Below are 23,116 nucleotides of genomic sequence, written 5' to 3'. Positions count from 1 at the left end.
GGCCCCAGAAACTCGCGCAACCCGTACGCGGTGACATCCGGTTCGATGACGTCACATTCCGTTATCCGGCCCGCCCCGACATTCTGGCACTTGATCATCTGACTTTGCATGTGAAGCCCGGTGAAACCGTTGCCTTCGTCGGCCCGTCCGGTGCCGGTAAGACCACCGTCATTCAAATGATCCAGCGGTTCTATGATCCGGATGCGGGCCAGGTCAGTCTGGATGGTGTGAATCTGCGTGATCTTGAACGCGACGATTTCCGCCAGCATATGGCGCTGGTTCCTCAGGATCCGGTGATCTTCGCGGCCTCGGCGCGAGAGAATATCCGGTTTGGTCGTCTGGACGCGACCGATGCCGAAGTTGAAGAAGCGGCAAAGGCTGCCGCGGCGCATGATTTCATTTCAGCCTTGCCTGAGGGATATGACAGTTTCGTAGGTGAGCGCGGTGTGATGCTGTCAGGCGGACAGAAACAGCGTATCGCAATCGCACGTGCGATTCTGCGGGATGCTCCTGTTCTCTTGCTGGACGAAGCAACATCGGCGCTTGATGCCGAGAGTGAGCGGGCCGTGCAGGGTGCGGTGGATCAGATGCGTGCCGGCCGGACGACCCTAATCGTGGCGCATCGTTTGGCCACGGTGAAGAAAGCCGACCGTATTGTCGTGATGGAAGCCGGACAGATCGTGGCGCAGGGTACCCATGAGGATCTGGTGGCGCAGGACGGTCTTTATGCCCGTCTCGCGCGCCTTCAGTTCACCGATGGCGTGGCTGCCGAATGAAGTGACGTACGGGCAAATCACGAACCGTCGCAGCGTCATTCTACATTTTCTCTCATCCGGCGGCTAAGCCGTCGCTTGCGCAGGCTTGAATTTGCTTCCATCTTGGGGGCCATCAATAGCCTGTGCACGACATGGGAGAAAAAAGGGGAGGAACCACATGGCATTTGTGGGGTTGGACGACAAGGCGCGGATCGAGCAGGAAATGGCATGGGAGGATAGAGACGTCCCCGTGACCTTTCATCAGTTGTTGTCGCGAACGGCAGAGAAATTTCCAAACCACAAGGCGATCTCCTTCCAGTTGCTATCGGGACCGAAGGACAAAGCTGAGACGCTGACCTGGTCCGATCTACTGGGCAAGGTGAATCAGGCAGCCAACCTTTTCCGCTCCTTGGGTGTCGGGGAAAAGGATGTCGTGGCCTATGTCCTACCGAACTGCAATGAAACGCTGGTCACAATGATGGGTGGCGCGATCGCAGGCATCGTGAACCCGATCAACCCGCTGCTTGAGCCTGAGCAGATCGCGGCAATCCTGCGTGAGACCAAGGCCAAAGTGGTTGTGACGCTGAAGTCTTTCCCCAAAACCGATGTGGCCCAAAAGGTCGAGGAAGCGGTGCGCCACGCACCAAACGTCAATACCATCCTTGAGATTGACCTGAACCGATACCTGACGCCGCCGAAATCCTGGCTGGTCCCGTTCCTGCGTCCCAAGATGGGCGACAAAGAGCATCTGGCCCATGCAGACTACAAGAACTTCAATCAGGAATTGGCCAAGCAACCCACCACTCTGACCTTCGAGGACAGTAAAGAAGATCGCGTTGCATGCTATTTCCATACCGGTGGAACCACCGGCATGCCGAAGGTGGCACAGCATAAGTATTCCGGCCTGATCTACAACGGTTGGCTGGGCAATACGCTGCTGTTTGACGAGAATGACGTGATCATGTGCCCACTGCCCATGTTCCACGTCTTCGCTGTGCATGTGATCGTCATGGCGGCTGTTTCGTCCGGCGCGCATGTCATCTTCCCGACACCGGCCGGTTATCGCGGCGATGGCGTGTTCGACAATTTCTGGAAGCTGATCGAACGCTGGAAAGTCTCGTTCATTATCACCGTTCCAACAGCGATCTCGGCCAAGATGCAGCGTCCGGTTGACGCTGACATCTCCAGCGTGAAAACGGCCTTTTCGGGCTCTGCTCCGTTGCCTGTTGAACTGTTCCGCCGTTTTGAGGAAGCCACGGGTGTCACGATTGTCGAAGGCTACGGTCTGACCGAAGCAACCTGTTTGGTTTCGTGCAACCCTGTGGATGGCGAGAAAAAGATCGGCTCAATCGGTATTCCGTTCCCATATACGGATGTCAAAATCCTGCAGGATGGACCAGACGGGCCCACCGAATGCAGCACTGACCAGATCGGCGAAATCTGCATTTCGAACCCTGGGGTGTATGCCGGCAACACCTATACCGAAGCCGACAAGAACACGAATCTCTACCACTTTGACAAATACCTGCGGACGGGCGATCTGGGCCGTTTTGACGAAGACGGATACCTCTGGATTACCGGACGTGCGAAGGACCTGATTATCCGTGGCGGTCACAACATTGACCCCGCTGAGATCGAAGAGGCCTTGCTGGGTCACGATGCGGTTGCCTTCGCCGGTGCTATTGGTCAGCCCGACGCGCATTCTGGCGAGGTGCCCTGTGCCTTTGTCGAATTGGTCGAGGGGGCCTCGGCCACCGAAGAAGAGCTGATGGAGTATTGCAAAGTGCATGTCCACGAACGTGCCGCGCAGCCCAAGCACATGACGATTCTTTCTGAACTGCCCAAAACGGCGGTTGGTAAGGTGTTCAAACCCGAACTGCGCAAGCAGGCGATCACGCGTATCTACAACGGAGCGCTGGAGACCGCAGGTGTATCTGCACGTGTCGTGTCGGTGATCGATGATAAGAAGCGTGGACTCGTCGCACAGCTTGACGCGAACGGCTCGTCCGAGGACGATGTCAGCAAAGTGCTGGGATCGTTCACCCGGCCGTGGGAGTGGGCTGCCTGACCGGGAGGGACTATGGATTATGAACGTCTGATTGATGAGGAAACTTGGGCGTTCATAAGACGCACTGCTGAAAGCTATCCTGATGATGCTGTTGATCTGTCCATAACAGATCAACGCCGCGTCTATGACGAGATGTGCCGGGATTTTCGCCAACCTCGTCCCGCGGGTGTAGAAGCACAGGATCTGTCAGCTGATGGTGTCGGGGTTCGGCTTTATTCATCAGGGATACCAACGCGAACCGTCGTCTATATTCACGGCGGAGGTTTTGTAGTCGGCGGATTAGACAGCCATGATGATGTCTGCGCTGAAATCTGTTCTCAGACTGGTTACCGAGTCGTCGCCGTTGACTATCGCCTATGCCCCGAGCATGTGCACCCGGCGCAGTTTCAGGATGCCTGGTCAGCCGTCAACTGGGCGATGGGAGAATTTGGTGATCCCATTGTTCTGGCTGGTGACAGCGCAGGCGGAAACCTTGCAGCAGCAGTTGCGCATTACGCGCGCGGACGACTGGAAGGTATCATCGGGCAAGTTCTGATCTATCCCGGTCTTGGCGGAGACCCAAGCAAGGGGTCGTATATAGAACACGCGCACGCGCCTCTGCTGACGCGGGATGAAATCCTGTTCTACGAAAAGGTGCGCTGCAACGGCAATGTGCCTGAGGATGACCCAATCTTTGCGCCTCTGCACGACACGGACTTTTCTGAGTTACCTCCTACCGTCGTAGTGACCGCCGATTGCGATCCCCTACGAGATGACGGGCCTGATTACTGCAACAAGATTGTTGAGGCTGGTGGTCAAGCTCATTGGATCAATGAGCCGGGTCTGATCCATGGCTACCTGAGGGCCCGGACCAGCGTGAAACGTGCTGCCGATAGCTTTGAGCGGATTTCGGTCGCAATCGAAGCGTTGGGGCAGGGGCTTTGGAACTATGACTGATCAGGCTGACAAACGCAGCCTGATCATTGGTTCAAGTCGTATTTAGCTCAGGAAAGACTTGGCTTTCATCGTGTCGGCCACAGGTGCGCCCATGCGCTGCAGGATGGTCGGCGCAAGCTGCAGTTGGTCAATCACGTAGTCAGCATCAGGCCCCTTGGCGTCTCCAAAGTAGTAGAGTGCTGTTTCCTGCTGCAGCGCACCACGCCCGCCATGATGGCCGCGTTCATCTTGCCCATGATCGGCTGTCACGATCACTTCGTAGCCCAGCTGCCGCCAGCGCGGAATGAACGGGGCCAGCATTTCGTCCATGACAAAGCAGGCATGATCCATTTCTTCGCAGTCGTGGTAGAAGCGGTGTCCCATGCTATCCAGCGTACAAGTGTGCAAGATGCCATAATCCAACCCGAACCGCAGGCAAAGATTGGTGAGAGTTCCGAACAGATCGACATCCGACGGCGTCATCTGATTGGCTATCCCATAGCCGGTCATGCTGTGAAACCGGCCGTGATTGATGGTTTTGCTTTCCGGTTCATCATACTCGATGTCACGGACGTAATCGAACGGATGCCGGTTGAAGAATTGCGACCAGAAGCTGTGGGTCACGGCGCCAGTTACGCCATCTGCTTCGCGTACCTGGCTGAAGATGTCCTTATGATCCAGTCGGAAGACGTTACCGTTGCCGGTGCAACCATGTTCCTGCGGCGTAACACCCGTATGAATCGAGGCATAACAACTGGCCGAAATTGACGGCAAAACTGCCCGCAATTTCCAGACCTGTGCTTCACCGCTGTCGACCCAGCCTTCGAGATTTCCGAACAGACGGCGAAAGTTGCGCCATGGTACGCCGTCCAGAATGATAAGTAGCAGCTTACGGTCCATCTCATGACCCTTTTGACAGTATTTGTATTCAGGTGATCCTAGCGGATTCGCTTGCTCAGGGTCGCCCGTTAGCGCCCCGAATAGCAAAATCCCGACGCTTGTCTGTAGTGCAAGCACCGGGATTTCAAAGTTTCATAGGGTTGTTACAGAGAGGGTAGGGATCAGTTCCCCGCGCTCTCCATCTTACGATGGGCAACAACCTCTTCCAGCCAGCCCAGATGCATCTCGGGAACCGAGCTGAGCAGCAGGTCTGTATAGTCATCAAACGGCGGGCTCAGAACCTGCGATTTGGAACCATAGCGAACCACACGGCCCTGATACATCACGGCAATCGAGTCAGAGATTGCTTTGACCGTTGCGAGATCGTGAGTGATGAACAGATAGGCGACGTCCTCGATCTTCTGCAGATCCAGCAGCAGCTTGAGAATACCGTCCGCCACCAGCGGATCGAGCGCCGAGGTGACCTCGTCGCAGATGATCATCTTTGGCTTCGCCGCCAGTGATCGCGCAATACAGACACGCTGTTTCTGGCCACCGGACAGTTCCGCCGGATAGCGGTCCATGAACTTTTCACCGAGTTCGATCTCATCCAGCAATTCGATAATCCGCTTACGCTTCTCAGCGCCGCGCATACCGAAATAGAACTCCAGCGGTCGGCCGATGATCGTGCCAACCGTCTGACGCGGGTTCATCGCCACATCAGCCATCTGGTAGATCATCTGCAGCTCTCGCAGGTCCTCGCGGGTACGTCCTGCCAGATCGGGCGATAGTTTGCGGCCCGCGAAGGTGATCTCACCATCGCGTGGAGGCAGCAGCCCTGTGATCACCCGTGCAAGCGTTGATTTACCCGAACCGGATTCCCCCACAACCGCCAGCGTCTGCCCCGGATGAAGCTCGACATTGACGTTGTGCAGCACGTCGAAGTTCAGCCCTTTGTAGCGCGCGGTGATCCCGTCAACGCTCAACACCGGTTCAGGCGTCGGCTTCTTCTCTTCGTGCTCGATCGAGCGGACCGAGACCAGTGCCTTGGTATACTCTTCCTGTGGGTTGTTGATGATCTGATCGGTGTGGCCGTATTCGACGGTGTTACCCATCCGCAGAACCATGATGTCATCGCTCACCTGCGCAACGACCGCGAGGTCATGCGTGATATAGAGCGCGGCAACACCAGTATCTGCGATAGCCTCTTTGATCGCCATCAGAACATCGATCTGAGTGGTAACGTCCAGCGCTGTGGTGGGTTCATCGAACACAACCAGATCAGGCTCGGGACACAGAGCCAGCGCTGTCATGCAACGCTGCAGCTGGCCGCCCGAGACCTGGTGCGGGTAGCGATCACCGATATTGTCCGGATCAGGCAGACCCAGCTTGGCAAAGAGTTCCCGCGCGCGGGCTTCAGCCTCCTTACGCGAGAATTTCTTGTGCTCTACGGCCGCTTCGACAACCTGATCCATAATCTTCTTGGCCGGGTTGAACGATGCTGCGGCGGATTGCGAGACATAGGTCACCTCACCGCCACGCAGATTGCGAATATCCCCCAAAGAGGACTTCATGATATCGCGGCCGTTCACCCAGACTTCGCCGCCGGTAATCTTCACACCACCGCGGCCATAAGCCATCGAGGCCAGACCGATGGTGGATTTACCGGCTCCGGATTCACCGATCAGTCCCAGCACCTTGCCGCGCTCGAGGTCAAAGCTGACCCCGTGCACGATTTCGATGTCATGGGGCTTTTCGCCCGGCGGATAAACGGTCGCACCGATTTTGAGGTCACGGACCTTGAGAAGGGTATCACTCATCCCCGACCTCCTTTCAGCGATGTGGTGCGGTTCAGGATCCAGTCAGCCACAAGGTTGACCGAGATCGCCAACGTTGCGATGGCCACAGCGGGGTAGAGGGCCGCGCCAATGCCGTAGACGATGCCGTCCTTGTTTTCCTTCACAATACCGCCCCAGTCGGCCAGCGGCGGCTGAACGCCCAGACCCAGGAACGACAGGGTGGAGACAAACAGAACCATGAAGATGAACCGCAGGCCCAGTTCAGCCACCAGAGGCGACAGTGCGTTGGGCAGGATCTCACGGAAGATGATCCAGGTCTGACCTTCACCACGCAGTTTAGCGGCTTCGACATAGTCCATTACGGCGATATCCACCGCGACCGCGCGGGCCAGACGATAGACGCGCGTGGCGTCCAGAAGGCCCATGACGACGATCAGTACCGGGATGGTCACCGGTACCATCGCCAGAACCACCAGCGCGGTAATCAGCGACGGAATCGACATGATCAGGTCAACCGTCCGCGACATGACCTGATCGGCCCAACCGCCTAGAACCGCGGCCAGAAAGCCAAGGATCGAGCCAGTTACAAAGCTGAGGATCGTTGCGGCCGTGGCGATGAAGATCGTTGTGCGTCCGCCGTAGATCATGCGGCTGAGAAGATCGCGTCCGATGTTGTCAGTGCCCAGCCAGAACTGTGAACTGGATGGTTCCCAGACATCGCCGACGACCTCGGCCATTCCGTAAGGGGCCAGCAGAGGCGCAAATACCGCGATGATGAAGTAAAGGCCTGTGAACGCCAGTCCGATCATTGCAGAGATAGGTATGTTCTTCATTTCGGATGCCTCAGCCTTGGGTTGGCCAGAATGGCAACGATGTCTGCAATCATGTTCAGTCCGATATAGATGGCGGCAAAGATCACACCACAGGCCAGAACCACCGGAACATCACGTTTGGTCACGTGGTCCACCAGATACTGTCCCATACCGGGATAGACGAACACCACTTCGACGACGACGACGCCGACCACCAGATAGGCAAGGTTCAGCATGACAACGTTGACGATCGGGGCAATCGCGTTCGGGAAAGCGTGACGGTAGATGACCTTGAAATTGCTGAGACCTTTGAGTTCAGCAGTTTCGACATAAGCCGATTGCATCACGTTCAGGATCGCGGCGCGGGTCATCCGCATCATATGCGCCAGAACAACCATGGTCAGAACGATCACCGGCAGGGCGATCGCGTTCAGTTTCTGTCCGAACGACATGCTGTCGTTGATCATAGCCAGAGGCGAGAACATGCCCAGCTTCACCGCGATGAAGTAAACCAGGACATAGCCGATCAGAAATTCGGGGATCGAGATCGTGGTGAGTGTGACTGCCGAGATCAGCTTGTCAGGCCAGCGGTTACGATAGCGCACGGCCAGCAGACCAAGGAAAATGGCCAATGGAACCGATACGATAGCGGCCCAGAATGCCAGAAAAAGAGTGTTGCCCAGACGGCTGCCAACGGATTCGGCAATGTCCAGTCTGTTGGTGAGGGATTGGCCCAGATCACCCTGGACGATTCCGCCCAGCCATTCAAAATAGCGCGTCAGAGCGGGACGATTGAGGCCCATTTCTTCGCGTAGGTTCGCCAGGGCTTCGGGGGTTGCGGACTGGCCCAGGACGGCTTGCGCTGCGTCTCCGGGAAGGGCTTCGGTCAGGCCAAAAATCAGGGCCGAAGCGCCAAACAAGAGCAGGAGTCCCAGCGCTAAGCGCTGGAACACCAGTTTGATGATTGGATGCATATGTCAGGATCCGTATCAGACGAACCACATCTTACGCGAAACCTGACCGTTCATCAGTTCGCCGTTGGGATCGGTGTCCCATCCGTCCAGCTGGTTGCTGACAGCATCGACGAAGTCATTGAACATTGGGCAGATCAGACCACCGTTGTCACGCAACATCATACCCATCTGAGAGTAGATGCCTTTGCGCTTGTCGGAGTCCAGTTCGGCGCGTGCAGCGAACAGCATGTCGTCGAACTCTTTGACTTTGAAACGAGTGTCGTTCCAGTCGGCTGTCGACAGATAGGCAGTTGCGTACATCTGGTCCTGAACCGGACGGCCACCCCAGTACGATGCACAGAACGGCTGAACGTTCCAGACTTCGGACCAGTAACCATCGTTAGGCTCGCGCTCGATTTCCAGCGGAATGCCGGCCTGAGCAGCGGTCTGCTGGAACAGGGCTGCAGCATCCACCGCACCCGGGAATGCACCGTCTGCGGTGCGCAGGATGATCGGCGATCCGTCATGGCCGGACTTTTTATAGTGCTCTGCCGCTTTTTCGATGCTGAACTCGCGCTGCGGGATCGTCTCATCAAACAGCGGGTAGGCCGCGTTGATGGGCATGTCGTTTCCGACCGAACCATAGCCGCGCAGAATCTTCTCAACCATCTCTTCACGGTTGATGGCGTACTTCAGAGCGGTACGCAGTTCATTGTTGTCGAACGGTGCGGTATCGCAGTGCATGATGAACACATAGTGACCACGGCCCGGTGTGGACTGCACGGTCAGTGTCGGTGCGCGCGAAAGCAGATCAGCAACTTTTGGTTCAATACGGTTGGCCATCTGAACCTGACCGGACTGCAGAGCTGCAGTACGTGCCGTGGTATCGTTGATCACAACGTTCTCAACGCTGTCGAAGTGACCGTAGTCGCTCCAATGGTTTTCGAACTTGCTGAACAGGTGACGTACACCCGGCTCATCAACTTCCAGCTTGTATGGGCCTGTGCCGATACCCGCAGCAGGGTTGTCCATGCCACCATCAGGCTGAATGATCAGGTGATAGTCAGCCATCAGATATGGCAGGTCGGCGTTCGGCTCGGTCAAGGTGACCTGGAAGTTGTTGCCATCGGCCTTCATCGACTCGATGCCCTTCATGATGCCCAGGGCACCGGACTTGGAGTCTTCGTTCGAGTGGCGTTCCATGGTTTTCAGCACGTCTTCGCTGGTCATGGTTTTGCCGTTGTGGAATTCGACACCGTCGCGCAGCTTGAAGGTCCAGACTTTCGCGTCGGCGCTGCCTTCCACGCTTTCGGCCAGACGTGCTTCGATGGTTCCGTCCGGAGCAACTTCGACCAGCGTGTCGCCGAAGTGGCGGCCGTTCATGTAAGGAACCGAGCTTGCATAAGTCGCCGGGTCCAGCGAGTTGGTCGACTCACCGCCTTGCAGACCCAGTTTCAGGTCGCCGCCCTTTTTCGGGCCCGCCGCACGCGCGGCGTCGGCAAACATTGTGCTGGCCATGGCAGCGGAAACGCCGAGCGCGGCGGCCTTACCCATGAATTCGCGGCGGGTCATTTTACCTGCCGTGACCTGACCAGTCATGTGAGTGAGTTGTTCTTTCATCCAAGGATCTCCCAGTTGATAGTGTTTATGCCCTTGGCGGGCTTTTTATTGACGCGTGAGTCAACGTTGGCGTATTTCGGCCGACCGGGCAAGGTTTAATGTCCTGCCTTTTGGTCGCCGGAAATTACATCAGCTTACGTGCTACGGTGTCCTCCTTGGTTGTCGAAAACACCAACACATCATTTTCAAAGGCATTTATAGTTGCACGAAGATGAAAATTCTCGGTGTCGGACCACATTTCGCAGCTGGTATTGGTTTTCAGGCTTAGATTGCCGCGTTTCTGTTCCTGTGTCCAATCACAGGCACCTCGTGCGGAAAGAGGGTCATCCGGGTGAATCGTCCAGATTTCTTGAGCAGAGCCACCGCTGATCAGGCCATGATCGCAATCTTCAACCAGTCCAAAGTCATCCTCGATAATGAGTTTGACTTCTCCGGTGTTCATATCGGTTTCCACGCGGCGTGAATTGGCAGAATCGCGAAGCGTTTTGATCTTCCAGGGCTCTTCGGCATCCGGTGGCGGAAATGCACATTCGTCCGATATTGCCGTTTCCCGTCGCGGAATTGTGATCTCGCCTTCGGTCAGGTGCAGCTCTGCTGTCTCACGTGATGGCCATATCAGTGGCCAGTAGGCACTTGAAACGGCGACGCGCAGACGGTGCTCCTTTGGAACTCGATAAGCGATCTGATCCAGATCCAGTTCAATTTCATATATCGCGCCCGGGGTGAGCGAGGCCGGGTCGGAATGGCTGTCACGATGGGACAAATTCAATACACCGTAGGTGATTCTTGTCGACGCCCCATCGGGATGGACATGGTTCAACCGCACCGCAACTTGCGCTTGCGCCTTGTCTGAACTGACCTTGAGGCGGATACGCGGCGCGCCGACGATGTCCATGTCATTGTCTAACGGCGAGCTGTCAAAACAGGCTGACAAAGAATCATCAGCCCGCTGGTCGCCCGGCAGATCCGGGCCCAGCCAGATGGCGCAATACTCTCCGACATCCATACCGCAATGGTGAGGTGAGCGAATGCGTGCACTCAACGAACCACTATCGCCCAACCCGGCATCTGTCAGAGACATGGTCACCGTTGGCATATGAGACGTTGCACCCGATGTTTCGGCCACCCAGCGACCGGGGCGCTCTGCATACCAGCGGGCAGGGCGTACGCCATCCATCAGGTAGGCTCGGTAATCCGGATCATCGGCCACCCCGGTGTCCAGACCTTTCAGCCAATGGTCCCACCACCGAAGTGCTTCCTGCAGGAACCCAATCCTTGGTTCGGGTACCGCAAAGTGTGGATACTTATGCACCCAAGGGCCAACGATCCCCTTTACTGGGGCTTCCAGCTGTTCAACCAGCAACGGAACAGTGTTCTTGTAGGCGTCACCCCATCCACCAACGGCAAGCGTTGCCGCCTGGATCGCCGAAAAATCTTCGCAGACTGATCCATGCTGCCAGTACTCATCACGTGCCTGATGCCGCAACCAGACGGAGGGCAGGAACGGTTCATTCTTAAGACGGTCCAGCCAAAGCTCGCGCCAGTTCGACCGAAGCTCCGGATCGGGTGCACGTGAGGAATAGGACCACATGGTGGCCCCCCAGCCGAGGTTTTCGTTCAAAAGACATCCACCCTTGTAGTGGATGTCATCCGCGTACCGATCTGCCGTTGAGCAGAGTGTAATAATAGCCTTGAGCGGGTCGGGGCGCATCGCTGCCACTTGCAATGCGTTAAAGCCGCCCCAGCTGATTCCCATCATGCCGATGGATCCACTGCACCAGGGTTGTTGTGACAGCCACTCGATGACCTCGACAGCATCATCCAACTCTTGCTGGGTGTACTCGTCTTCCATCAGCCCTTCGCTGTCGCCATTGCCACGCATGTCAACGCGGATACAGGCATAACCACGTTTGGCAAACCAGGGATGAGTAAGCGCATCCCGCGCCGTCGTGCCATCACGCTTTCGATAGGGCAGATACTCAAGAATGGCAGGAACAGGGGACTGTTCAGAATCGGTTGGCCGCCAGACACGAGCCGACAAGCGGCAACCATCGGAAAGCCGGATACCTAAGTCAGGGATTTCTTCTATGTCGCAGAGCGAATTCGGTGCGCGCGTCATTTGTTCAGTCTCGGGTTGTTTGCCATGTTCTTGAAGGGTAAAAACGTCAATCTAAACCCTTATAGCGACAATGAGGTCCATAACATTGGTGCCGGTCGGACCTGTCACCAACAGGGCGCCAGCCTGATCCAGAAAGCTCCCGCTGTCCGCTCGGCTCAGGGCGCTCTCAGCACCCTCAGCCCATGTGGTGCCATCGATCATTGCGCCTGCAGCAGAGGTCGGGCCATCGGTGCCATCCGTTCCTCCGATTACGACCGTAATGCCCTCGCAGCCCGCAATCTCACGTGCCAGCGCCAGCCCCAACGCTTGATTGCGGCCACCGCGACCAGGTTTGTCTGGCAACGTGACTGTTGGTTCGCCACCAAAGATCATGGCGCCGGGTTCCATATTGCGAATTTGCGCGCCAATCTTGGCGGCAATTGCCAAGTAGTCGTCGTGTAGTGCTTCTTCGTTCAGATGAACTGCGTAGCCAGCCTTTTGTGCAGCCTCTGCCGCATCGGCCCGAGCATGGGCATTTGAGGCGATAATGGATGCGGTTGCCTGAAATGCAGGTGTATCGGGCAGGGCTCCGATCCCGGAACCGATCACATACAAGTCGTCGCCCGGAACATCAGATATCGCCAGAACAGTGACCCGTTTGCCGGAGAAACGTGACAGTAGGCCGCTTCCCTTGATCTGTGATATTTTGCGCCTTTCAGCGTTCATCGCGTGAATGTCTAAGCCTGTGGACAACAGATCCTTATTCAGCGCCGCAAGATCATCAAGGGTTTTGCCCCGGACCAGATCTTCGGCCAATGACGAAGCACCTCCTGAGACGAGTAACAGCAAGTGCTCTTCCTGACCCATCGCCTCAACGGCTTCGCGCAATGCACGACCTCCGGTAAGGCTCCGTGCGTCGGGCACAGGATGGGATGCTTCAATCAACTGGACGTGCGAAGGCAGATCATCAGCATGTCCATCCTTGGTGACGACCAAGGTTGGGACCTGTCCAAAGTGATCCAATGCAGCGCTGGCCATCGCCGCAGCGGGTTTGCCAACAGCCAGAATGCGATCGGGCTTCGGTACTGAACCCAAGGCCTTTTGGGTCGCGTTGTATCCGTCGACAGCCGCGACACCGGCCTTCCAGATCTCTACGGCTTGCGTTGCTTGTGTCATTAACTTTCCATCCAGATTGTCACTGGCCCGTCATTGACCAGTTCTACTGCCATATCGGCACCAAACTCCCCGGTCTCGACGGGCACGCCGAGGGTGACCAGTTGCCGAGCAAATGTTTCGTAAAGATGTTTGCCGGTTTCAGGCGGAGCGGCCGTGGCGAAACCGGGTCGATTTCCGCGGGAGGTATCTGCCGCCAGGGTGAATTGACTGATCACCAATGCGGAACCGTTGATATCAAGTATCGACCGGTTCATTTTGCCATTGTCGTCCTTGAAAATGCGGAGCTTGGAAATTTTCGCGGCGAGCTGTTCTGCCTTGGTCTCATCGTCTTCCTGCATCGCGCATACAAGGATCAGCAGCCCGGGGCCTGACCGTCCGATGACTGCCTCGTCCACTGAAACTGATGCCTGAGTGATTCTTTGAATCAAGGCCCGCATAGCTTGTCCTCACTTCGGGGGTTGGGCGGGCGGATTAACCGCGCCAATCGACAATCTCTTCCACTGATGCGCGCTCGGTTCGAAACGCGTTGGCCGGGTGTTCTCTGTCCGGGTAGCCAAAGGAAATCGCACACAAGATCAGGCGATCATCCGGTATCTGAAAGTATCGGTGCAGAAACGGGCCATAAGCTGCGACAGCTGCCTGTGGGATTGTGGCGATTCCCAATGCTTGAGCGGCAAGCGAAAAGGCTGTTACGAATCCGCCACAGTCCATTGCGCCGTACGCGCCCAATTCGGCAGGGCTCGAGATGATTGCACAATGCGGTGCTCCAAACAGAGAAAAATTCTCCATCATCTGCCTAGCCGATGCAGCGCGGTCGCCTTTTTCGATCCCGACGGCTTCATATAGTGCCCAGCCACAGGCGCGGCGGCGATCCTGATAAACACCGGAATACGAGCTGGGGAATGGTAGGTCCGGGGCAGGGGTGCCTGTCGCCGCCTCAATCTGAAGTGCTTCACGGAATGCATCCGTGTCTTTACCGTTGGTAACGACGACCTGCCAAGGCTGGGCGTTACACCAACTGGGAACACGCATCGCGCTGGACAGGATTTGTTCGATCTGGGCTTTGGGCACCGGATCGCGCTGGAAAGCGCGACAGGAATGGCGCTGATCAAGAAGCGAGTTCAAGGCTGCGAATGTCACGGATGGCCTCCCCCCAATCCAACGCGCGGCAGGATGGAGGTGACATTTGAGATGTGCAAGGGGCTAAGTGACCGAAACCCTAGCTAATGTGTTTCGGTCGTCGGTGGCTATTTTTGGCCCGTGGCCAGCAGGTAGCCGACGCCAGCTGCAACAAGCAAACCCAGAACAACTGCAACGGTAATCTTAATCGCAGACCAGGGGCGTTCACCCTGAACCCGGCCGGTACGGCCGTTCACCACAAAACGATAGGTCTGGCCCCGGTACTTGTACGCTGCCATCCATACCGGCAGCAGGATGTGCTTGAAGGTGACATCCCGCACTTCGGTCTCTAGCGCGTGAATCCTTTGTCTGTCGCCCCCGATGTCGAATCGGACATCCCGCTCAATGACTCGCGCCATGTATTGACGGGCTTCCTTGTATCCTTCCTGCAGCTCAACAGTGTAGGCTTCGGCCCGAAACCCGGCTAGGTATTCCGGTTGATAGGGTTCCAAGGCCGGAAGATCCCATGGCTCTAGGGCGTCAGTATAGCTTTTAGGTAACGAGCGTGAGGCCAGCACCAGTACATCGTCGAAGAAGCGGGCGACACGTCCGGATTTTGGTGTCCAGCGTACCTTGGGAACCTGCTGCTGGACTGGTTTTCCGTCGCGCATAACGGTTCGTGTTTCATAATAAACAACACCCCGTTCGCCGCGATAGCTGGATTTTGTATCGGCATCGAAGGTCCAGTAAGGCACGTAAATGCCTTGCATTTTTCGTCCCTTGCGCGCGTATTCTTTCAACCCATTTGGTGCAAACCACAAACGGCCCAACCAATCGCCCATCGCCTTGTGCGCCGATCTTTCATCAAGCGCAAAAGGCAAAACGCCCCGTGGCTTGATATGTCGGTTCACTCCTGTGTCGGTTACAACTGGCGTGGCACAAAACGGGCATTCGGCTGCATGGGTGTTAGGATCAAACTCGACCTGAGCTGCGCAATTCGGGCAACTCATAACTCGGGTTTCCTCGATCTCTGTCTCGGGCAGACGATCTGCGATTGCAGTATCGAAATCCAGCTCTCGAAGACTTGCGCCACCCCAGGGACCGCTCGATATCGGTTCTGAATGCCCGCAATGATCACAGGTCAATGTGCCATCGCCGGGGTTGAACCGATAGTCTGCGCCACATTGGTCGCAGGGAAAGCGGTGCTCGTTTTCGCTCATCCTCAGATCGCCTTGTTGGTCAGAGCCGATAATGCCGTAAAGTCAGTCCAAACCTGCTTCACGCCCCCGGAGGGGGTGGAGGCAGGATCGTGAACAATTGTGCCAATTCCTGAACATCGCCAGCTTTCTTCCAACCGTCCTGACCGGCGGTCCAGACATGTGTGTCCCGGGTGATTTCCCCATCAGTCGCCATGCGTCCCATTTTGGCCTTGGAAAATGGCCCGCTGGTTTGCCCGTCGACCGCGATATGCCAGACATGCTCGACCGGTGGCGGAGGAGGCGGGGCCGCATGCGCTGCCGGTTGCGGAGCAGCGGGGGCGGGCGATCCCCACGGGCCGCTTGGCTGACCCGCTGCCATGTTTGACATCTGTTGTGCCATTGCCATGCCCATTCCCATGCCAAGGCCTGCACCCATGCCGCCGCCTTGGCCGGGGTTGTTGGCCGCAGCTGTCATGGCTTCTGCCGCAGAATACTGTGTGAACTTACCCAGATCACCAGCCAGCCCCATCGAGGTGCGCTTGTCCAAGGCGGCCTCGACCGCTGGGGGCAGCGAGATGTTTTCGATATAGAACTCGGGCATTTCCAGCCCATAGCCTTCAAGAACCGGAGAGACCTCGGCCGCAATCAGTTTGCCAAGATCAGCAGTGTTCGCTGCCATGTCGAGAACCGGAATGCCCGATCCTGCAATAACGCGGCTGAATTCCTGAACGATGATATTGCGGATCTGATAACTGATTTCGTCCATGGTGAATTCACCATCGGTCCCGACAATTTCAACAAGGAATTTGGCAGGGTCCTTGACACGAACGGTATATGTTCCGAAGGCGCGAATGCGCGTTGGTCCGAATTCCGGGTCCCGCAGCATGATCGGGTTTTTGGTTCCCCATTTCAGGTCGTTGAAACGGGTGGTGTTGACGAAATAGATCTCAGACTTGAAAGGCGACTGAAAGCCGTGATCCCAGTGTTGCAACGTGGTCAGGATCGGCATGTTGTTGGTTTCAAGCATGTATAGACCCGGCGTGAACACGTCTGCCAATTGCCCTTCATGCACGAAAACGGCGGCCTGACCTTCGCGTACGGTTAGCTTGGCGCCGTATTTGATCTCATGCCCTTCACGCTCGAACCGCCAGACCATAGTGTCCCGGGTGTCATCAACCCAATGGATGACATCAATAAATTCTCCGGTCAGAAAATCGAAAATTCCCATTTGGGTTCTCCTGTCCTTGGGGTCAGAGCGACTGACCCATCAATTCGCGTGCAATGATCCGCACCACAGGCCGCGCCTCATCAGCTGTCATGCCGGGTTTCAGGCGCGGATCATAAAGCAGTGTCAGTAGTTTTTCGTCGTGACTTGTTAGCAGGGCGAACTCGTCATCATCGTTGAAGATAGAAGGCCGTGCAGACGGGCTGTCGTTCGGCAGCCCCAAACCTTGTGCGATTTCTTCGTGAATGCAGCTGAGCCGAACCAGATCCGGATGTTCGGCACGCACCAGCGCAACCGCGCGCGTGTAGGTGTGGGGCGAGCCGTTGGTGGCCGATGCGAAGACAAAGCAATAGAACGATTTGGGCAGCTTATCGAACAGATCCAGCTGCTTTTGACCGATGCCCGGGATCAGCTGTTTAAGGCGCGCCTGTACGTAAGCGGTATCATCTTCGCCAGCCACAAAGACGTGGAAATTGGCATTTCTGTTGACAGTCGATACCGAATGCCCGGTCAGACGGGCAAGGCGGGCCGAATAGGATTCAATTCGCGCAGTGTCCTCTTTGCGGCGTTCAGGTGGGACGGATGGACCAAATTCCGGCCCGATGCGAACCGGGCCAGACCAGCGGCTGAGCTGCCCGCTGGTTCGGGTCCGGCTGGTTGCAACCGACTGTCCCGGATATTCGCTATAAAACGCGATGGCCTCAAAGTTCTTGGCCAGATCTTCGGCGTCATACGGGGTGTCTGGTCCACCCCCATCTGTTCTGAGCAAGCCGCGCGTCAGAAGGTTGCTTTGCACCCGTTCATAGTAGCGGGCCAGATCAAGACTGGCGGCCGAAGGCGCAACATAGGCATTCGCCGGGACCTGTGGCTGCACAGGCCGGGGTTGCGGCGGTATAGATGTGGTCAGCGCTGTATCACAATTGGCCAGAGCCAAGAGTGATAGTCCCGCCAGAACACGCCTCACCGAAATGTACTGCCGCACGATCAACCCGCCTTAGCCCGGAACCGCAGTTCCGGCGTTGTCGCCGATTCCATCTTTGCGTGCCTTTGCAGCGGCCAGAGTGTCGCGCAATTCGGTTTCCATCTTCTGAAGTTCTACTTCGGCAGCCGCACGCTTGGCCTTGCCTTCGTCGGCAATCGCAAGGCTTTCGTTGATCGTACCGATCAGATCTGCGTTGGCCTGCTTCACGGCTTCGATGTCGAACACTCCACGCTCCATTTCTTCGCGGATCATCTTGTTCGACTGACGCAGATTGGCCGCGTTCGAAGTCAGCAACTCGTTGGTCAGATCATTCGCGTCGCGTACCGCTGCTGCAGCTTCGGCACTGCGCTGGATGGTAACGGCCTGCGCTAGCTGTGTCTCCCACAGGGGGACTGTGTTCACCAGTGTCGAGTTGATCTTGGTGACCAGCGACTTGTCGTTTTCCTGAACCAGACGGATCGACGGAAGCGATTGCATTGTCACCTGTCGGGTCAGCTTCAGGTCATGTACACGGCGTTCCAGATCATCACGAGCAGCGCGCAGATCGCGCAGCTCCTGCGCTTTCATCACCTGATCTTCTTCGGGTGCGGCCTTAACCTCGGCCTCTTTTTCTGGAATGTCCTGACTGTCGAGCTCGGTCAGTTTTTCTTCGCCCGCTGCAATGTACAGTGCCAGTTCATCATAAAAGCCCAGCGTCTTTTCGTAGAGCAGGTCCAGAGATTTGATGTCTTTGAGCAGAGTATGCTCGTGCCCCAGCAGGTCATCCGTGATCCTGTCGATCTGACCCTGAACTGCTTCGTACTGAGCGGTAAATTTGGCGAATGGTGCGGCTCTGCCCAGCAGTCTTTCCCACCAGCTGCGTTCGCGCCGTACATCCAGTTCACTGACCGAGAATCCGCGGATCGTGGTCACGATATTACGCAGGCTGTCACCCGCCGGACCAACATCCTTGTTACGCACATCTGCCAGCATTGCCTGGCTGATTTCCTGCAACTCTGCTTGCGCAGACGATCCGAAGGCAACAATCGAGTTCGTGTTGCCCATGTCTATCTCATCCATCCGCTTCCGGATTTCGGCGCTGACGGGTTCGTCGGCCTCTTCAAGCGGGACTACTTCGGCTGCGGGTTCCGGCAGGGTCACGGAAGTGATTTCCTGAACCAATGTTTCAGCTTCGACCGCCTTATTTTTGATTTCATCTGACATGAAGATGTTCCTCGCTCAAATAATAGCCGGTCAGTCCAACCGGACGCCTTCGCGCTGCAGTCTTTCGCGCAACACGTCGATTTCGACCGTCAGATCACTGCGGTCATCCAAAAGCATTTTGCGGGTACGCGCAGCGAAATTCTGTTCGAGATCGTCCAGCAAAGAAGAGTAATCCGCCAAAGCCTGCGCATCGCGGGTTCGGGCATAAACATCGGAAAATTTCACAGTGGCGTCTCGCGCGCCCTGCAAATAGACCGTCAGGTATTTCCGAGCACCGGCCAGATCACGGGGATCTTCCTCGACGGTTCTGAACAGATCGCGCGCAGTGGTTTGAAACCGCTCAACGCGCGCTTCGATCTTGCGATCACCTGCGCGTTTGATCGCGTCCGACATCTCGGTCAAATGGGTTTCCGCGTCCTCAACCACACGAGCGACACGATCCTGTTGGAAGGTATCGATGCCTTCCATTCCTTTATCCTTCATCGGATCAAGGCCGAACGAGACCGAATGCAGAGCAGTCGCAGCGACCCCATAGAGGACAGGCGCCAGAACGCTGACCTGTGAAGCGGTTTCAGCATCCACAAACTCTGATCGATACGACGCCAGTGCGGCACCCAAGCCGGTCAGAACGCTGGAGAATATCTTGCGGGGAAAGGCAGGACGTCTTGCCGTTCGACGTGCATTGTATTCCGCTTCAGCCTTCAGTCCCTCTCTCAACAGCAGCGCTGCTGCAGTTAGCAGACCGGCCGCGATCAGGCCTATAATCATTCCGACCGCGCCATCGTTCAATGACAAGAAGATCAGAGGGATAGCGGGCAGGAACAAAACGTTTGCGCGGGCGCCTGCGGGATTCACACGGGCGCCGTCGAATTGTCCACGCTCGGGTTGACCATCGGACGACCCTCCACCGTCGGGGCTGAATTTTCCGCCATAGCGTTTAGCCATGCGTCTATAAGCCCCCCAACAAGCCGGTACATACACCGAACAGCAACACAAGCAGCGCAGCGTAGGCCAGTTTTTGCACTCCGGATCCGGACATAGCGCCCCCTAGTAGCCGCATTTATAGAAAATTTAGTGGAAGCACCGGTCCGGCGCTAGGGGGAAGGTTGCATAACCAACGTCAATTGCGAGGATTCTTGCCGCCGGAGGCCTTTTTTCTTTGCGGGCGCTGTGGCCGTTTGGCTTTGGGCTTCTGATCGGGCTCTGCTTCAAGCCCCAGCTGGTCACGAAGCACGCGACGCCGGATCTCTTCGACTTCACCCGGTTTAAGATCTCCCAACTGGAAAGGTCCGTAGGACACGCGCAGCAGGCGGTTTACGCTATAGCCGATGTCTTCCATGGCGCGGCGAATTTCGCGGTTTTTGCCTTCGCGCAGCCCGATAGTCAGCCAAGCGTTTGCACCTTGCTGCCGATCAAGTGCAACCGTCATTGGCTGAAACTTTTGCCCGTCAATCACAAGACCCTTGCGAAGTGGCGCGAAGTCTTCATCTTTCGGGCGGCCATTGATCCGGACCCGATATTTACGGAGCCAGCCGGTTGCCGGAAGTTCCAGTTTGCGTTTGATGCCGCCATCGTTTGTCAGCAACAACAGGCCTTCGGAATTCAGGTCCAGTCGCCCGACACTCATCACCCGGGGCATATCCTCGGGCAACTCGTCGAAGATCGTTGTTCGACCTTTTTCATCTCGTGTTGTTGTCACCAGTCCCACAGGCTTGTGATACAGCCACAACCGGGCGGGCTCGGGCTCGGAAACGGGTTTGCCATCGACCGTGATCTTGTCCCGGGCTGTGACGTTCAGGGCAGGGCTGTCAATCGCCTTACCATTAACCGTCACACGGCCGGCTTCGATCATGCGTTCAGCCTCGCGGCGCGAGGCGATGCCTGCGCGGGCCAGTACTTTGGCGATCCGGTCGCCGGGAGGAGGAGTGTTGCTCATCCTCAGGCCATAACGCATCCCGGCGACTTGCGAAAGCCGGGTTTCTGGGGCAGTCAAAGGCATGACATTCAGATCGTATATGGAACTTGCGCTGCAGGAAGCGCGCGCAGCGGCAGACCGGGGGGAAGTCCCGGTAGGTGCGGTCATTGTGTCGAGGGATGGTCAGGTCGTTGCATCTGCAGGCAATCGGACCCGGGAAATGAAAGACCCCACCGCTCATGCTGAAATCCTGGCCTTGCGCGCGGCCTGCGCCGCTACAGGTTCCGAACGGTTGCCGGATCATGATCTCTACGTGACCCTTGAGCCTTGTGCCATGTGCGCGGCAGCGTTAGCTGCCGTACGCATACGCCGAATTTACTATGGGGCGTCTGATCCGAAATCCGGCGGCGTTGCGCATGGGGCGCGGGTGTTTTCGCACCCACAGGCACACCACACCCCTGAGATCTATGACGGCATTGCAGCAGATGAAGCCGCCGATTTGCTGAGGATCTTCTTTCTCGCGCAGAGAAAGGCTAGGTGCGGCGACTGATGCTTTGCACCGATCGGCTCGCCGCACACCTTAGTCGTAAGTACTTCAGATCTTGATGGCTTTCATCACTTCAGGTTCGATCACATTGACGCCGGGGAGGCCATTGATCAGGTCTTCAGCAGATTGTTCCAGGATCGGAAATGTCTTGTAGTGGCAGGGGATTACGGTCTTGAAATTAAAGTATCGCTTTGCTGCATAAGCCGCGCCCTTCATGTCCATCGTAAAGTGGCCGCCTGCAGACAGGATTGCGATGTCGGGTTTATAATAATCACCCATCCAATCCATGTCTGCCATGATGTCAGTATCGCCTGAAACATAGAGCATGTGACCCTCTGCGGCGATCATGAAGCCAACTTCGGTTCCGCCTGTGCGCACCCCGTCGGGCGTTGAAAACGTGGAGCTGTGCGAAGCGGGTACCATGGTGACCTTGATGCCGTTCAGGTTCACTGTCCCCCCCTTGTTGAAGCCAATGGTCTCAATTCCTTCGGCCTCGCTCCAGTAGCCCATCAGATCGTATTGTCCGACTACTGGAATCTTCAGGTGTTTGGCCAAAGGCAGCACATCGACGACATGATCGAAATGGGCATGGGTTAGGAGAATGTGAGTTGCATCCTGGACTGCTTCGTCATGATGTTGCTCAGAAAGTGAAGGGTTCCCGGTCAGCCATGGATCAATCAAAAGAACCTGTCCCGCGACCTCAATACGAAAGCTGCCATGCCCCAGCCAAACGATATTCATAATTGTCCTCCTGAAAGTGGTTTAGCCGCAGCCTAGCATCCACTATGTAAAAATCTATGGAATGGATGCGTGAAATAGATGGATATTGCGAACGGTTGACGCCCGCCTATTGGGCCGAGCCGGTAAACGCAGTAACAAATGCTGCTTTTCTGGTTGCGGCCTTGATTATGTGGTTGCGTGTGCGCGGGCAGGGGATGCCATTGGCGAACCTGCTGGTAGCGTTGCTGGCGATCATTGGGTTAGGCAGCTATTTGTTCCATACGCATGCCCGGGTTTGGGCTGCGATTGCAGATACAACCCCTATTTTATTGTTCATTCTGGTCTATATCTACGCTGTAAACCGGGACATCTGGAAACTGAAAACGTGGCAGGCTCTGGGATTGACCGCATTGTTCTTTCCCTACGCAGCACTGACAATTCCGCTTTTCCAATTTATTCCGGGGATCGGTGGATCGGCAGCCTATGCGCCCGTGCCTCTTTTGATCCTGATCTACGCTGCCTTGCTGCGCGGCAGAGATCCGCATACCGCGCGCGGTTTAGCTATCGGTGCAGTGATCCTGATCGCCTCTATCACTTTCCGCGCATTGGATGAGCCTATGTGCAACCGCTTGCCGTTGGGTACTCATTTTATGTGGCACATTCTCAATGCCATCATGCTGGGATGGATGATCGAGGTGTATCGCAGAGCTATGGTGCACAGCCGATTTTCATAGCTGTGATGTGTCGCCGTCAGAAGCTGGAACTCTTGATAACCTCCGCGACACGCTCACCGATGATACGGCTCGATTTGCGGGACGGGTGAATCAGATCGAACGAGAAATATGAGGCATCGCCTGGTTTTGCGACATCCTGTGCAGAGACATAGATGATGCCATCATCATGCTCGGCAAGTTTCGCGATGCGCTCTTCAAACTCGTCACCTTCGCTTTTGCAATGTTCAATCGGTGTAATCAGCTCGGGGCTTCGCAGATAGCCTACATAAATTACTTTCGTTCCGGACTTGCGGATTTCGCGCAAGAAGCTGGGAACCTGCCCGGATTGACCATCGACTGAAATCATCTTGTCCAGAACGGGTCCGCATCTTGAACATCCACAACCAAGCATCAGGTC

22 protein-coding genes are annotated in these 23,116 nt (G+C 56.3%); 5 read left to right on the top strand and 17 right to left on the bottom strand.

All coding sequences use genetic code 11. The annotated features are described in order from the left end of the window. The 3 genes from E1297_RS32545 to E1297_RS32535 all read left to right on the top strand — a co-directional run. Positions 1-776, top strand: a 776-nt coding sequence (locus E1297_RS32545; RefSeq protein WP_155145518.1) for an ATP-binding cassette domain-containing protein, incomplete at its 5' end; no start/stop codon positions are given. 157 nt (positions 777-933) lie between these two features. Further along, complete coding sequence (locus tag E1297_RS32540; RefSeq protein ID WP_155145415.1) at positions 934-2,823, top strand: acyl-CoA synthetase; 1,890 nt, start codon at positions 934-936, stop codon at positions 2,821-2,823. Between the two features lie 12 nt (positions 2,824-2,835). Beyond that, positions 2,836-3,759, top strand: a complete 924-nt coding sequence (locus E1297_RS32535) for an alpha/beta hydrolase (protein WP_155145413.1) — start codon at positions 2,836-2,838, stop codon at positions 3,757-3,759. Positions 3,760-3,801: 42 nt separating this feature from the next. On the opposite strand, the gene E1297_RS32530 is transcribed toward E1297_RS32535, so the two are convergent. The 15 genes from E1297_RS32530 to E1297_RS32460 form a co-directional block, all read right to left on the bottom strand. Next, the gene (locus tag E1297_RS32530) at positions 3,802-4,638 is read right to left on the bottom strand and encodes an alkaline phosphatase family protein (RefSeq protein ID WP_155145411.1); all 837 of its coding nucleotides are present in this window, start codon (positions 4,636-4,638) and stop codon (positions 3,802-3,804) included. A gap of 161 nt (positions 4,639-4,799) precedes the next feature. Then, complete coding sequence (locus E1297_RS32525) at positions 4,800-6,437, bottom strand: ABC transporter ATP-binding protein (RefSeq protein ID WP_155145409.1); 1,638 nt, start codon at positions 6,435-6,437, stop codon at positions 4,800-4,802. Then, positions 6,434-7,249 (bottom strand): ABC transporter permease, encoded by an 816-nt coding sequence (locus E1297_RS32520; protein ID WP_155145408.1) that lies wholly within the window; start codon positions 7,247-7,249, stop codon positions 6,434-6,436. Before E1297_RS32520 ends, E1297_RS32525 begins: the two co-directional genes overlap by 4 nt. After that, positions 7,246-8,202: an ABC transporter permease gene (locus E1297_RS32515; protein ID WP_155145406.1), complete on the bottom strand. Its 957-nt coding sequence runs from the start codon at positions 8,200-8,202 to the stop codon at positions 7,246-7,248. Before E1297_RS32515 ends, E1297_RS32520 begins: the two co-directional genes overlap by 4 nt. Before the next feature lie 15 nt (positions 8,203-8,217). Continuing rightward, the gene (locus E1297_RS32510; protein ID WP_155145404.1) at positions 8,218-9,801 is read right to left on the bottom strand and encodes an ABC transporter substrate-binding protein; all 1,584 of its coding nucleotides are present in this window, start codon (positions 9,799-9,801) and stop codon (positions 8,218-8,220) included. Positions 9,802-9,925: 124 nt separating this feature from the next. Further along, entirely contained in the window at positions 9,926-11,920 is a 1,995-nt protein-coding gene (locus E1297_RS32505; protein WP_155145402.1) for a CocE/NonD family hydrolase, read from the bottom strand. 51 nt (positions 11,921-11,971) lie between these two features. After that, positions 11,972-13,075 (bottom strand): glycerate kinase, encoded by a 1,104-nt coding sequence (locus E1297_RS32500; RefSeq protein ID WP_155145400.1) that lies wholly within the window; start codon positions 13,073-13,075, stop codon positions 11,972-11,974. Further along, positions 13,075-13,512, bottom strand: coding sequence for a D-aminoacyl-tRNA deacylase (gene dtd / locus E1297_RS32495; RefSeq protein WP_155145398.1), 438 nt, complete (start codon positions 13,510-13,512; stop codon positions 13,075-13,077). The genes E1297_RS32500 and dtd overlap by 1 nt, the downstream gene beginning before the upstream one ends. 34 nt (positions 13,513-13,546) lie before the next feature. Then, positions 13,547-14,215, bottom strand: coding sequence for a nitroreductase (locus E1297_RS32490; RefSeq protein WP_368669767.1), 669 nt, complete (start codon positions 14,213-14,215; stop codon positions 13,547-13,549). Between the two features lie 107 nt (positions 14,216-14,322). After that, entirely contained in the window at positions 14,323-15,414 is a 1,092-nt protein-coding gene (locus E1297_RS32485) for a TFIIB-type zinc finger domain-containing protein (protein WP_155145396.1), read from the bottom strand. A gap of 58 nt (positions 15,415-15,472) precedes the next feature. After that, the gene (locus E1297_RS32480; protein WP_155145394.1) at positions 15,473-16,621 is read right to left on the bottom strand and encodes an SPFH domain-containing protein; all 1,149 of its coding nucleotides are present in this window, start codon (positions 16,619-16,621) and stop codon (positions 15,473-15,475) included. A 22-nt stretch (positions 16,622-16,643) separates the two neighbouring features. Then, complete coding sequence (locus E1297_RS32475; protein WP_209016138.1) at positions 16,644-17,600, bottom strand: DUF2927 domain-containing protein; 957 nt, start codon at positions 17,598-17,600, stop codon at positions 16,644-16,646. A gap of 12 nt (positions 17,601-17,612) precedes the next feature. Next, positions 17,613-18,803 carry a toxic anion resistance protein gene (locus tag E1297_RS32470; RefSeq protein ID WP_155145392.1) on the bottom strand — a complete coding sequence of 397 codons (1,191 nt, stop codon included), beginning with the start codon at positions 18,801-18,803 and terminating at the stop codon, positions 17,613-17,615. 30 nt (positions 18,804-18,833) lie between these two features. After that, the gene (locus tag E1297_RS32465) at positions 18,834-19,748 is read right to left on the bottom strand and encodes a 5-bromo-4-chloroindolyl phosphate hydrolysis family protein (RefSeq protein WP_155145390.1); all 915 of its coding nucleotides are present in this window, start codon (positions 19,746-19,748) and stop codon (positions 18,834-18,836) included. A 175-nt stretch (positions 19,749-19,923) separates the two neighbouring features. After that, positions 19,924-20,802 (bottom strand): pseudouridine synthase, encoded by an 879-nt coding sequence (locus tag E1297_RS32460; protein WP_155145388.1) that lies wholly within the window; start codon positions 20,800-20,802, stop codon positions 19,924-19,926. Between E1297_RS32460 and E1297_RS32455 the strand changes: the two genes are divergently transcribed. Then, positions 20,801-21,268, top strand: a complete 468-nt coding sequence (locus tag E1297_RS32455; RefSeq protein WP_155145386.1) for a nucleoside deaminase — start codon at positions 20,801-20,803, stop codon at positions 21,266-21,268. The genes E1297_RS32460 and E1297_RS32455 overlap by 2 nt on opposite strands. Positions 21,269-21,313: 45 nt before the next feature. Here the strand turns inward: E1297_RS32455 and E1297_RS32450 are convergent, their stop codons facing one another. Continuing rightward, on the bottom strand, positions 21,314-22,006 hold the full coding sequence (locus E1297_RS32450; protein ID WP_155145384.1) for a metal-dependent hydrolase: 693 nt from the start codon (positions 22,004-22,006) through the stop codon (positions 21,314-21,316). 56 nt (positions 22,007-22,062) lie between these two features. Here E1297_RS32450 and E1297_RS32445 point away from each other — a divergent pair, with 56 nt between their 5' ends. Beyond that, positions 22,063-22,719, top strand: coding sequence for a ceramidase domain-containing protein (locus E1297_RS32445; RefSeq protein ID WP_155145382.1), 657 nt, complete (start codon positions 22,063-22,065; stop codon positions 22,717-22,719). A gap of 16 nt (positions 22,720-22,735) precedes the next feature. On the opposite strand, the gene E1297_RS32440 is transcribed toward E1297_RS32445, so the two are convergent. Further along, on the bottom strand, positions 22,736-23,116 hold a 381-nt coding region (locus tag E1297_RS32440; RefSeq protein ID WP_209016137.1), incomplete at its 5' end, for an SGNH/GDSL hydrolase family protein.

This window comes from Roseibium sp. RKSG952 (assembly GCF_009711355.1).
The sequence above is the reverse complement of the archived record's forward strand: the minus strand, read 5'-3'. Positions and strand labels throughout refer to the sequence as shown.